The 11785-nt window shown below is 70.2% G+C and carries 14 protein-coding genes; 6 read left to right on the top strand and 8 right to left on the bottom strand.

What is annotated here, in order from left to right; translation table 11 throughout:
- Positions 1 to 68 precede the first annotated feature (68 nt).
- The 3 genes from fliN to fliF are packed head-to-tail and all read right to left on the bottom strand — an operon-like array spanning position 69 to position 2825.
- Positions 69 to 407: a flagellar motor switch protein FliN gene (gene fliN / locus ABNQ38_RS12565; RefSeq protein WP_098735505.1), complete on the bottom strand. Its 339-nt coding sequence runs from the start codon at positions 405 to 407 to the stop codon at positions 69 to 71.
- A 13-nt stretch (positions 408 to 420) separates the two neighbouring features.
- Positions 421 to 1107 carry a flagellar assembly protein FliH gene (locus ABNQ38_RS12560; protein ID WP_377807704.1) on the bottom strand — a complete coding sequence of 229 codons (687 nt, stop codon included), beginning with the start codon at positions 1105 to 1107 and terminating at the stop codon, positions 421 to 423.
- Positions 1107 to 2825 carry a flagellar basal-body MS-ring/collar protein FliF gene (gene fliF / locus ABNQ38_RS12555; protein ID WP_377807703.1) on the bottom strand — a complete coding sequence of 573 codons (1719 nt, stop codon included), beginning with the start codon at positions 2823 to 2825 and terminating at the stop codon, positions 1107 to 1109. The genes ABNQ38_RS12560 and fliF overlap by 1 nt, the downstream gene beginning before the upstream one ends.
- Before the next feature lie 188 nt (positions 2826 to 3013).
- On the opposite strand from fliF, the gene fliL reads away from it, so the two are divergent.
- Genes fliL through ABNQ38_RS12525 form a run of 6 tightly spaced genes read left to right on the top strand, consistent with a single transcriptional unit; the run spans position 3014 to position 8181 of the window.
- The gene (gene fliL / locus ABNQ38_RS12550; RefSeq protein ID WP_377807702.1) at positions 3014 to 3562 is read left to right on the top strand and encodes a flagellar basal body-associated protein FliL; all 549 of its coding nucleotides are present in this window, start codon (positions 3014 to 3016) and stop codon (positions 3560 to 3562) included.
- Positions 3563 to 3581: 19 nt separating this feature from the next.
- Complete coding sequence (gene fliM, locus ABNQ38_RS12545) at positions 3582 to 4754, top strand: flagellar motor switch protein FliM (protein WP_377807701.1); 1173 nt, start codon at positions 3582 to 3584, stop codon at positions 4752 to 4754.
- Positions 4735 to 5376 carry a DUF6468 domain-containing protein gene (locus tag ABNQ38_RS12540; protein WP_377807699.1) on the top strand — a complete coding sequence of 214 codons (642 nt, stop codon included), beginning with the start codon at positions 4735 to 4737 and terminating at the stop codon, positions 5374 to 5376. The genes fliM and ABNQ38_RS12540 overlap by 20 nt, the downstream gene beginning before the upstream one ends.
- On the top strand, positions 5373 to 6116 hold the full coding sequence (locus ABNQ38_RS12535; RefSeq protein WP_377807698.1) for a MotE family protein: 744 nt from the start codon (positions 5373 to 5375) through the stop codon (positions 6114 to 6116). Before ABNQ38_RS12540 ends, ABNQ38_RS12535 begins: the two co-directional genes overlap by 4 nt.
- A 5-nt stretch (positions 6117 to 6121) precedes the next feature.
- Complete coding sequence (locus ABNQ38_RS12530; protein WP_377807697.1) at positions 6122 to 7498, top strand: flagellar hook-length control protein FliK; 1377 nt, start codon at positions 6122 to 6124, stop codon at positions 7496 to 7498.
- 20 nt (positions 7499 to 7518) lie between these two features.
- Complete coding sequence (locus tag ABNQ38_RS12525; RefSeq protein WP_377807696.1) at positions 7519 to 8181, top strand: flagellar hook assembly protein FlgD; 663 nt, start codon at positions 7519 to 7521, stop codon at positions 8179 to 8181.
- 45 nt (positions 8182 to 8226) lie between these two features.
- On the opposite strand, the gene ABNQ38_RS12520 is transcribed toward ABNQ38_RS12525, so the two are convergent.
- The 5 genes from ABNQ38_RS12520 to flgF are packed head-to-tail and all read right to left on the bottom strand — an operon-like array spanning position 8227 to position 11747.
- The gene (locus ABNQ38_RS12520) at positions 8227 to 8694 is read right to left on the bottom strand and encodes a hypothetical protein (protein ID WP_377807695.1); all 468 of its coding nucleotides are present in this window, start codon (positions 8692 to 8694) and stop codon (positions 8227 to 8229) included.
- Between the two features lie 46 nt (positions 8695 to 8740).
- Positions 8741 to 9472 carry a flagellar basal body L-ring protein FlgH gene (flgH, locus tag ABNQ38_RS12515; protein ID WP_377807694.1) on the bottom strand — a complete coding sequence of 244 codons (732 nt, stop codon included), beginning with the start codon at positions 9470 to 9472 and terminating at the stop codon, positions 8741 to 8743.
- A gap of 26 nt (positions 9473 to 9498) precedes the next feature.
- Entirely contained in the window at positions 9499 to 10200 is a 702-nt protein-coding gene (gene flgA, locus ABNQ38_RS12510) for a flagellar basal body P-ring formation chaperone FlgA (RefSeq protein ID WP_377807693.1), read from the bottom strand.
- Between the two features lie 5 nt (positions 10201 to 10205).
- A complete protein-coding gene (gene flgG, locus ABNQ38_RS12505) occupies positions 10206 to 10991 on the bottom strand; it encodes a flagellar basal-body rod protein FlgG (RefSeq protein WP_109050682.1) in 786 nt (261 codons plus the stop codon).
- A gap of 24 nt (positions 10992 to 11015) precedes the next feature.
- A complete protein-coding gene (flgF, locus tag ABNQ38_RS12500) occupies positions 11016 to 11747 on the bottom strand; it encodes a flagellar basal-body rod protein FlgF (RefSeq protein WP_377807692.1) in 732 nt (243 codons plus the stop codon).
- Between the last annotated feature and the right edge of the window lie 38 nt (positions 11748 to 11785).

Below are 11785 nucleotides of genomic sequence, written 5' to 3'. Positions count from 1 at the left end.
GTGCTTTCGGGAAAGTAACGATAGTCGCCCTCTCCCGTCCCGGGAGAGTGAGTTTCGAGGATTCCCCCTCAGTCGATCTCCAGTTCCGTCCGCACGATCTCGGTCAGCGTCACGCCGAGCCGCTGGTCCTCGACGATCACTACTTCGCCGCGGGCGACCAGACGATGGTTGACCAGCACCTCGACCGGTTCGTCCACCTTGCGCTCAAGCTCCAGCACGGCGCCGCGGCCGAGCTTCAGCAGTTGCGCCACCAGCATGCTGGTGCGGCCCAGCACGACCTGCACGTCCACCGGCACGTTGTAGATGGCGTTCATCGGCCCGTCGTACGCCTTGTCGCCGGCCTTTTCGGGGGCCTTCTCCGCCTGCTTGGGATCGTCGTCGAGAATGTCGAGGTTCAAGGGAGGCATGAGGAGTCTCGCTTCACATCGGTTGGGGCTTGTCGGAGGACAGTGCCGGCGCCAGGGCGGCGACGGCGCGGTCGGTGAGGTCGGCGACGGCGGCCTCGAAAACGGCTGGATCGCGGCTGACGGAGCCGGCGCCCCAGTTCGCCTCCAGGGCGCCGACGGCCAGCGCCGGGTCGCCCTGGATGTCGAGGCGGCCCTGGAAGACGCCCTGCCCGGCCAGCCGCTCCTCCAGCGGGCGGCAGAGCGACGGGTGCAGGCGCAGGGTCAGGCGGGGGGCCTGCCCGGCGGCGCGCAGGGCATCGACGGCCAGACGCTCCACCTCGGCGCGGGCGACCTCATCGAGCAGGCGCGGAGCCATGCGGCGGACCAGCGCCAGCAGAACGAAGGCGCCCTGGGCCTCCAACCGCTCCATCAGAGCGGCATGGTCGGCGTCGAGCGCGGCCATCCGCTGTGCCAGCTGGTCGAGGGTGGCCGACAGCTCCGCCTCGATGCGGCGGGCGGCGGCCAGTTCGCCGTCGCGCCGGCCCTGGGAGAGGCCCTCGGCGAGCGCGATCCGGCGGGTTTCGTCCAGTGCCGTGCGATGGTCGCGCTCGGACAGGCTCGGCAGGTCGAGCGGATCGACGGCCTCCGCCTCGTCCGGTTCCGCCACCGCGGCGGGCGCGCCGAAGCTGTGGTCGAAGCGGTAGCGCGGATAGGCGGCCATCACGCCACCTCCTCATAAAGCCAGGAGCGCAGGATATCGATGGCCTCGTCCGGGTACTGGTCGACCAGCTCGCCCAGCCGGCGGATGGAGGAGGCGCGGACGCGGCCCTCCACGGTGCGCAGCTCGATCAGCTGGTCCATCGTCTCCTCGATGCCGAGCTGCGGCGCCATCGGCGCTGCGGCCAGCGCGGCCTCCGCCTCCCCGCCGTCGCCCAACGCGGCACCGGCCGCAGCGGTGACAGCGGGGCCGGTCAGCTGCGGCATGGCGCCACCGGCCGCAGCCGCCAGCGCCGGGGCGGCGGTCTCCGCCGCCACCGGTTCCGGCGCCGGGAAGACGCGGCGGATCAGCGGACGCAGCCCGACCAGGATCACCAGAGCGGAGAGCACCAGCAGGATCACCCACTGGATCAGCGTCATGACGTTGCGGGTCAGCGTCTCGGCGATCTCGTCGCCCAGCGGGCGCGGCGCGAGGTCGGGGGCCAGATCGACAAATTCCAGATTGTCCACCGTCACCCGGTCACCGCGCGCCTCACTGAAGCCCATGGCGGAGCGGACCAGTTCGCCCAGGCGCTGAAGCTCCTCCGCCGTGCGCGGCTCGTACTGGCGGGTGCCGTCGGGTGCGGTCTTCCAGGTGCCGTTGACCAGAACGGCGACGCTGAGGCGGCGGACGTCGCCCGGCTCGATCACCGTCTCGCGGCTGACGTTGGAGATCTCGTAATTGACCGTCTCCTCCTGCCGCTTGGTGTCGTTGGAGGATTGCGGCCCCTGCGACTGGGCGCGCACGTCGCGCTGCGGCAGGTTCTGTTCGGCGGTGACCGGCGGCTCGCCGTTGCTGTCCTGGCTGCGCTCCTGCTCCTGCACGGACTGGGTGGAGCGGATCACTTGGCTGTTGGGGTCGAAGGTCTGGCTGCGCACCACCTCGCGCTTGGTCTCGACCTCGGCGGCGACCTGGACGCGGACGTTGCCGGCACCGAGCCGGGCGGTCAACATCTGCTCGACCGCGCGGGCGACGCGGGTTTCCGCCGCGACGCGCAGCCCGTCGGTACGCGCCGACGCCAGCCCCGGCCCGTCATCCTCGGTCAGCAGAAGCTCGCCGGAGGAGTCCATCACCGTCACGGCGCTCGGCCTCAGGTTCGGCACCGCGGCGGAGACGAGATGGCGGATCGACAGGGCCTGTTTGCGGTCCATCGACCCCCGGCCGCGCATGCGCACCACCACCGACGCGGTCGGCTTGGGCGCGCTGCGCGAGAACTCCTCGCGCTCCGGCAGGACGATGTGGACGCGGGCCGCCTCGACGCCGGACAGCGTCTCGATGGTGCGGCCGAGTTCGCCCTCCATGGCGCGCAGGCGGTTGATGCGCTGCATGAAGCTGGTGATGCCGAGCGGCTTGTCGGTGTCGAACAGCTCGTAGCCGACACCGCCATGCGCGGGCAGGCCCTTCTCCGCCAGCGCCATGCGGACGCGGGAGACGTCGGCCTGCGGCACGCTGATCGTCGTGCCGTCGAAGCCGGCATTCACCGGCACGCCCATGTCCTGGACCGCCTTGGCGATGCGGCCGGCCTCCGCCGGTTCCAGCCCGCTGTAGAGGGCGGTCATGTGCGGCTGCGACAGCAGCAGCGCCATGCCGGCGACGGCCAGGACGATGCCGAGGCCGGTCCCCGCCAGCACGAGCAGCCGACCGCGCCCCAACGACCGCAACGTGTCGATCAGACTGTCCACGGTTCCCCGCACCTTTAAAGTTTCTGAAAATCGGCGGGCCTAGTCTTCGCCCTGCGCACCCCGTCACGCTAACGACGCGACTTTTAAGCGGAGTAAAAAACGGGGATGTCGCCAAAGACAAAGCCGCTAAAACTTTAAAGAATGCTCGGTTGATTAAAATTTTCGGCAATGTCCGGTGGGATGGAGCGATGATTACACGGTTCGGCATGGCGAAGACAGGGACGGGAGCCGCACGGGACGAGGTGCTCGACCGGCTGCGCGGATCGGGACGGATCCTTGTGGTGGCCTTGCCGGTCGCCCGGCTGCTCGCCGGCATTGCGGCGCTCGGCGCGGTGGCGGCGGCCGGGCTCGGCGGCTACTGGCTGGCTGCCGGCCCGCAGGCGGTCGAGCGGCTGTGGACCCGCTCGGCGGAGACGGCGCCGGCCGATGCCGTGGTCGACATGCCGGAACTGGTGGTCAATCTGCGCCGCGACACGCCGTCCCGCTTCCTGAAGATCGGCCTGTCCCTGGCTGTCGCCCACCGCGACCGGCAGGTGCTGGAACAGGCGATGCCGCAGCTGACCGACAGCCTGCAGGAGTTTCTGCGCAATCTGGACCAGGACGACCTCGAGGGGTCGGCCGGGCTTCACCGCCTGCGCAGTGAGATCAAGCGCCGCTTCAACCTGATCCTGTCCGATCCCGCCGGCCGGCGCGACGTCGTCACCGACGTTCTGCTGCGCAGCCTGCTCACGCAATAGCGACCTCCAGAGGCACCGGATGACGACCGACACCCCCGCTCCACCTTCCACGACCATGCCAGCCCCCCAATCCCCGCCGGCCGAGGATGCGGACTGGTCGGACGCCGCGTGGGAGCTGGCTGCCGCACAGCAGACCGCCGCCCCCGCCCCGCCCCCGGCCGAAGAGGCCGCAGCGATGGCGGAAGCGATGCGGGAGGCGCTGGCCGGCGAGACCAAGACGCTGAGCCAGGAGGAGATCGACCGGCTGCTGAATTTCGGCGCCCCGGAAGGCGGCGGGCCGGAGATGAGCGCCATCCAGCGGCTGGTCAGCTCGACCACGGTCAACAAGGACCGGCTGCCGATGCTGGACGTGGTGTTCGACCGCATGGTGCGGATGCTGAACACCTCGCTGCGCCAGTTCGCCTCGACCAACGTCGAGGCGTCGCTGTCGAAGATCGAATGGCTGCGCTACACCGACTTCCAGGACGCCATCGAGCTGCCCGCCCTGATCGGCGTGGCCCGCGCCGAGCCGTGGGACAACCAGATGCTGGTGACCATCGACAGCGCGCTGATCTACTGCATGATGGACGTGCTGCTGGGCGGGCGGCGGTCGCGGCCGGGGCGGATCGACGGGCGCGCCTACACCTCCATCGAACGCAAGATGACCGAGCGGATGATGAAGGTGGTGCTCCAGGATCTGGGGCAGTCCTTCGACCCGCTGGCCCAGGTCGATTTCGTCTTCGACCGGCTGGAGGTGAACCCGCAGTTCGCCACCATCACGCGGGCCACCAACGCCATCATCCGCGTGCGCATCGCCGTGGAGGTGGAGCGCCGCACCGGCCACATCGACATCGTCATCCCCTACGCCACGCTGGAGCCGGTCCGCGGCAAGCTGGTCCAGATGTTCATGGGCGAGAAGTTCGGCCATGACTCGGTGTGGGAAAGCCACCTGAAGAACGAGCTGATGCGCTCCAAGCTGGAGCTGGTCGCCGTGCTGGCGGAGACCAAGGTCCCGCTGGGCGAGGTGCTGGCCTGGCAGAAGGGCCAGTCGCTGAAACTGCGCATCAGCCCGGATCAGACCGTCCTGGTCTTCAGCAAGACCATCCCGCTGTTCGCCGGCCACATGGGACAGCGCAACGACAACATCGCGGTGAAGATCGACACCGATCTCGACACCAAGCAGGAGCTGATCGATGGTCTCCTTTCTCATTGACGCGGCCCTGGCGGTGATGCTGGTCACGGCGACCGCCTATCTGGTCATCGTCAACAAGCGGCTGAAGCTGCTGCGCACCGGCCAGTCCGAGATCAACGCCCTGGTGTCGACCTTCTCCAAGTCGATCGACGACACCGACGCCTCGATGAAGCGCATGGTGGCGTCGGCGACGGAGATCGCCGCCCGGCTGTCCGACGATCTCGACCGCGCCCGGGGCATGAAGGAGGACATGGGGCTGATCCTGGGCTCCTGCGAGCGCACCACCGCCCGCATGGAGGAGTCGGTCCAGCATGCCCGTGCCCTGCTGCGCCGCCTGGATGAGGGCGCGATGGCAAGCTCTGCGCGCGCCACCCGCAACCGGACGCGACCGGACGAGGGTGACGAGGCCGGGACCGTCGCAAAGCCGCAGGAAGCGGAACCGGCGCCATCCTCTCCCCTTCTTTCGGCGCTGAAAGCGGCAGAGGTGGACAAGAGCGAGTTTCAGGCGCTGAAAACGGCTCTGCGCGCGGTGGCCGGCCAGCCTGTTGAAGCCGCCTCTCCCGCACCGTCCGGCCCGGCGAAGGCGGCGGCCAGCGCCTTCTATGCGCGGCTGCGCACCGTCGGGTCGGAGGCGTCGGCATGATCCCGCGCATCCTGCCCATCACCCTGGTCGCCGTGCTGATGGTGCTGCCGCTCAAGCTCGGCGCCCTGGTCGACGGCTTCCCGGTCATCGCCCAGCAGTTCGACCGCGAGTTCGGCGCCCATGAACGGCCCTGGGCGACCGATCTGAAGGCGAACGACGGCAAGGCGACGGCGGAGGCGGCACCCGCCCCGGCGCCGGTGCCGCTGCCGGTGTCCACGCCGGTCGCCGAGGTCCCGCCGCCGGTGGCGCTGGCGCCGCCGAACTGCACCGATCCGCTGCTGCGCGCCGCCATCGACGAGCAGAAGGCCGACACGTCCGGCCGGCAGAACCGCCTGCGCGAGGCCGAGGCGGTGCTCGCCGCGACCGAGGCGCGGGTCGGCACGCAGATCCAGCGGCTGAACGGCGTGAAGCGCGAGGTCGAGGCGCTGATGACCCAGCGCTCCACCCTGGCGCAGGAGGATCTGAAACGGATGGTGGCGATCTACGAGGCGATGAAGCCGCGCGACGCCGCCCGCATCCTGACCGACATGGAAACCGACATGGTCGTCGATGTGCTGGACCGCATTTCCGAACGGCGCGCCGCGCCGATCCTGGCCGAGATGGCCGACGCCAAGGCGCGCGAGGTGACGCGGCTGATCCTGCAACGCCGCGCCCTGCCCGGCGACCGCAAGGCCGCTCCGGCGGTCGTCGGGGCCGCAGTCCCCGTCACCGCCATGCCGCGCCCCACCCTGACCAATTGAGCGCCATGACCAGCATGCCCGATGCCGTCGCGACCCCGTCGCGCCCGGCTCCGACTTCTGCCCAGCGCGGCGGTTCGGCCGGCGACGATGCGCGCGACGAGGATTTCGCCAGTCTGGTGGACGAGACCGCCGACGAGGACCCCGACGATGCGGCCCACCTCGACCGCTTGCGCAAACGCAAGGACCCGCGGCCGGACGATCCCGTCGCCGCGCAGGGCGCGATCATCCAGGCCGTGGTGCAGGCCGGCGGCACCGACGCGCCGCTGATGCCGTGGATGGTGGCCGCAACGCCGCCGCCGGACGCGGCTCCCACCGTCCCGCCATTTCAAACAGTGGCGGTCCCTGAAGCAGGGCCGGACTCCACCGCGCCCAAGGCCGGACAGGCCACGGGCAACGGCATGCACCCTGCCGAGCAGGCCGCGGGGACCGCATCGGCGACCGCAGCGGCAGCCATTCCGCAGCCGACGCCGGAACCGTCCGCACCGGCTGCGAAGAGCGGACCGGAACAGACGGCGCCGGCCGATGCGGCGGCACAGGGCAGCACCGGACAGACGGCGGAGGCTCCGGAGCCGCTCCAGGCCGTACAGGCCACCCTACCGGCCGCAACATCCGCGACACCAGGCACGACCGCAGAGGCAACGCCCTCCCCGGATGGGCGGGAGAGCCGGCGTGACGAAAGCACCGATCCCCGCACCGCCGTCCGTGGCATGCACGGCGGTCGTCAGGGTGCCGCTGCCGACAAGGCCGGCCAGCCGGCCACGGCCTCTGTGACACCCAGGTCCGGTCAGGCTGCGCCCGATGCCGCTCCCGCCCCGGCCCCGGCCGGCCGGGACGCGGCCCCGCCTTTCACCGCCCCTCCAACCACCGGCGGCGATTCAGCCGCCACCGGGTTCGAGGCGGTGCCGCCCCTGCCGGCCCAGGCGGCGACGCATTATGCAGCCGCCGCCGCCTCCGGCCGGGCCGCCACCGCGCACAGCCCGGCGATGGCGCAGCTGGCGGCCCCGCTGGTCCGCGTGGCGGAGTCCGGCGGCGGCGAGTTCCACATCGACCTCGCCCCGGCGGAGTTGGGCCGCATCCGCGTCGTCGCCGACGTCAGCGACGGCAAGGTCTCGCTGACCGTCCAGGCCGAACAGGCCGACACGCTGGCCCTGCTGCGGCGCGACCTGACGCAGCTGGAACGCGCGCTCGGCGATGCCGGCCTGTCGCTCGACAGTTCCAGCCTTCAGTTCTCGTTGCAGGGCGACGGCCAGTCGCGCGGCTTCGCCGCTCCCGACCGGGGCAGCAGCTCCGGCGGCTGGCGCGTGCAGGCCGAGGCTGTTCCCGAACCCGTTGCCGACCGACCGATGCGCCCGATCGACGGGCTGGTCGACGTCACCGTCTGAACAGGAAAGACTGTCCCGCCATGACCACAACGCCCAGCACCGCCCCGACGACGGCCGCCACAAAGTCGGCCGCCACGGAAGAGCCCAAGAAGGCCACCGTCGATTACGAATCCTTTCTCAAGCTGCTGACCGCGCAGCTGCGCAACCAGGACCCGCTGGCGCCGATGGACGCCACCCAGTTCATGACCCAGCTGGCGCAGCTGTCCACGGTGGAACAGTCGATACGCTCCAACGACACGCTGGGCAAGGTGCTGGACACGCTCAAGAGCAGCGGCATGCGCATGGACATGGCCCTGCTCGGCCGCAAGGTGGAGGTGGCGTCCGACCAGCTGTCGCTGACCGGCGGCAAGGCGGAGGCCGCCTACACCGTCGACGGCACGCCGGCTTCCGTGAAGCTGGAGGTGCTGAACAGTGCCGGCAGCGTCGTCTACAGCACGCCCGGCTCGCCGAAGGCCGGCCGGCAGGTCTTCGACTGGACCGGCAGGACCGCCAGCGGCGGTACGGCGCCGGACGGGGTCTACACGCTGCGGGTGACGGCGAAGGACAAGGACGGCAAGGCGCTGAACAGCGCCACCGTCGTCAGCGACACGGTGGCCGAGGTGCGCAGCGTCGACGGCGCCAGCAAGTTCGTGCTGAAGAACGGCGCCACGGTGGATTCGAGCGCGGTGCTGTCGGCGTCGTGAAGATATGCCCTCTCCCGGGACGGGAGAGGGAGCATCTCAGGTTCGTCACAGCCGCGTGTTGTCCTGGCGCAGCAGGCGGTCGATCAGCACGGCGCGGATCGGCTGGGCGGTCTCGCGACCGGTGAGGGAACCGTTGGCGCCGGCCAGCAGCGCAGTGGCGACGCCCTGCGGGTCGACCGCCGGGCCGTTGAAGCGGCCATGGCCGGCGAGGTCGAACAGGGCCTCCAGCATGGCGCTGCGGGCGTGCGGCAGGCGGCGGCGGACCAGCAAGGCGTCGTCGGCGCTGCCGGCTTCCAGCGTCACCTGGGTCAGGATGAAGGCGATGGTCCGCCCGCGCTCCAGCATCGGCACCACCAGCTGGCCGGCCTCCACGTAATAGGGGCCGCCGACGACGGTTTCCGCGGGAGCGGCGGGGGTGGGGCCGGCGCCCTGCGGGGCCTCGAACCGGCCGAAGCCGTAGCCGCCGGCGAAGGCGAGCGCCGCGGCCACGGCGAACAGCAGGACGGCTTTCATGGCGCGGGCTCCCGAACAGGCCGGATCATCAGAAGGGCCAAAGGCATCAGAAAGGCAGAATCACGTCCAGCACCTGCTGGCCGTAGCGCGGCTGCTGCACGTCGGTGATCTGGCCGCGGCCGCCATAGGTGATGCGCGCCTCGGCGATCTTGTCGTATTCGATGGTGTTGGCGTTGCTGATGTCCTCGGGCCGGATGACGCCGGCGATGCGCATCTCGCGCAGCTCGTAGTTCACCCGCACCTCCTGCCGGCCGGCGATGACGAAATTGCCGTTGGGCAGCACCTGGGTCACCACGGCGGCGACGCGCATGGCGATGCGCTCGTTGCGCTGGATGGTGCCGTTACCGCTCGACGTGCTGGAGCTGTCGAGATCGACCAGGCTGGACGGATCGACCGCGTCGGGCAGGATGGCGGGAAGGCGGCTCTCCAGCCCGAAGAAGTTGGGCAGTCCGGCCTTCTCGTTGTTGGTGCGCCCGCGCTGGGTGCTGTTGCGCAGCTGCGCCTGGTCGGAGATGTCGATGACGACGGTCAGCAGGTCGCCCACCGCCTTGGCGCGGGGATCGCGGAAGAAGTCGCGCGACCCGGTGCGCCACAGCGAGCTTGGGATCTGTTCGGCCATCGACGGCTGCGGCATCGGCAGCGAGATGACGCGGGCTTCCGGCTGCATCGCCGGGTTGGAAATCTCCGACAGGGAAGGAGGGCTGCCGATGTCGGCCAGCCGCGCGCAGCCGCCGGCGCCAAGCGACAGCAGCAGGATGGGGACGAGCGCGGTGCGCATCTGGGAAGCTCCCTTCATCGGATATCTCAGGGCCTTGCTGCTTGCGGGACGCGCGGGCCACTGACCGAGACGGTCTCGGCCCCGGTCACGGTGCCGGTGACGACGGTGCTGCTGGCGATGTTCATGACACGGACGCTGTCGCCGACGCCGCCCTCCTGCAACGCCCGCCCGCGGGCGGCCAGCAGCAGCGCGCCGTCCTCGTAGACCAGCGTCACCGGCCGGTTGCGCTGGACGACGATGGGGGCGCCGACCGAACCGACCTGGACCAGCCGCCCGGCGGAGAGCTGCCGGCGCGGCGACTGGCCGACCAGCGCGTCGGCGGTGGCGATGAAGCCGGCCCCGGCACGGTCCAGCGACAGGCGGACGGTGGTCAGGTCCGACACCTCGATCACCTCGCCCGGCCGGATGCGGCGGACCGGCACCGGCATCGTCACCTCCACGTCGGCCCGGCCGCTCAGCTCGACCGGGTGGCCATTGCTGAGGATGCGGGCCTGGAAAATGCCGGTGCGGGGGTCCAGCCCGATGTCGCGCACGGCATCCACCGGCCCGTCGAAGGGGCGGCCCAGCGTCAGCGCCACCTGGGCGTCCGGCGGAACCGCGGGGCCGAGGGAAGCCAGAAGCTCCTCCGCCAGCCGCGTTTCGACAGGACCGGCAGCAGCCGGAACGGGAAGCGCCAGCATGGTCCCGAGCAGGAGAACGGAGAGCCGCCGGCGGAGGGGGTGCTGCACGATGATCACCGCATGTTGGTCATGGTGGAGGCCATCTGGTCGCCGGCCTCGATCACCTTGGCGTTCATCTCGTAGGCGCGCTGGGCCGAAATCAGCTCGGTGATTTCCTGCACGACGTTGACGTTGGAGGATTCCAGGTATTTCTGGCGGATGGTGCCGAAACCGGCTTGGCCTGCCAGCCCCTCCTGCGGTTCGCCCGACGCCGGGGTGGCGCGGAACAGATTGTCGCCGAGCGCCTCCAGCCCGCTGTCGTTGACGAACACCGTCATCGCCAGCTGGCCCTGGTTGACCGGCTGGGCCTTGCCGTCGACATAGGCCAGCACCTCGCCGGAGCGGTTGATCACCACCTCGCGCGTGCCCTGCGGCACGGTGATGCCGGGGGCGACGGTGAAGCCGTCGGCGGTGACGATGGTGCCCTCCGGCGACAGCTTGAAGCTGCCGGCGCGGGTGTAGACGGTCTCGCCGCCGGGCTGGGTCACGTTGAAATAGCCGCGCCCTTCGATGGCCAGATCCAGCTCGTTGCCGGTGGAGGTCAGGTTGCCGGTGGTGTTGATGCGGTTGACCGAGGTCGGCCGCACGCCCAGCCCCACCTCGACGCCGGTCGGCACGATGGTGCCGCTGTCGGTCGACTGGCTGCCCTGACGCTTTTCCGCCTGATACATCAGGTCCTGGAATTCGGCGCGCGAGCGCTTGAAGGCGGTGGTGTTGATGTTGGCGATGTTGTTCGAGATGACCTCGACGTTCATCTGCTGGGCCATCATCCCGGTGGACGCGATGCTGAGCACGCGCATGGACGGACTCTCCCTGTGGGGACTTTAAGAGGATTTGCCGAGGCGGTTGATGGCGGAGCGCAGCAGGTCCTGGCCGTCGTCCACCATCTTGGTCACCGCCTGATAGTTGCGGGTCAGGTCCATCATGCGGCCGATCTCGACGATGCCCTGCACGTTGGACCGCTCGACCTTGCCCTCCACCAGCCGGGTATCGGGGGCGGGGCGCGCCTCCATGCCGTCGGCCGGTTCGAACAGCAGGTCGCCGGTCTGCTTCAGCGCCTGCGGGTTGTCGAAGCGCGAGACGGCGATGCGGGAGACCACGGCGCCGTCGGCCGACAGCAGCCCGTCGGAGCCGATGGTGATCCTGGACGCATCGGACGGGATGACGATGGGCCGACGGCCGTCGTCGAGTACGGCGTACCCGTTGGGGCCGACCAGCGTGCCGTCGGCATCGCGGCGCAGCCGGCCATCGCGGGTGTAGCGCACGCCGTCCGGCGTCTGCACCGACAGGAAGCCGTCGCCGTCCAGCGCCACGTCATAGGGGTTGCCGGTCTCGGTGAAGGCGCCGGCCCGCAGGTCGGTGTAGGTGGAGCGGTCGATGGTGAAGGCGATGCGGTCGGTAGGCTTGCGTCCGCCGGCCTCCATCGCCGCTTCGAACAGCGTGCGTTCGCCACGGAAACCGACGGTATTCATGTTGGCGACGTTGTTCGCCACGACGTCCAGCTGCCGCCGCAGCGCCATCTGGCGCGACAGTCCGATGTAAAGCTGGTTCTCCATCGCCGAACACTCCGGTTTTGAACTCCGCCTTAATCTGG

The sequence above is a fragment of the Azospirillum sp. A29 genome, assembly GCF_042604625.1.
GTDB classification, from domain to species: Bacteria; Pseudomonadota; Alphaproteobacteria; order Azospirillales; family Azospirillaceae; genus Azospirillum; species Azospirillum palustre.
The sequence above is the reverse complement of the archived record's forward strand: the minus strand, read 5'-3'. Positions and strand labels throughout refer to the sequence as shown.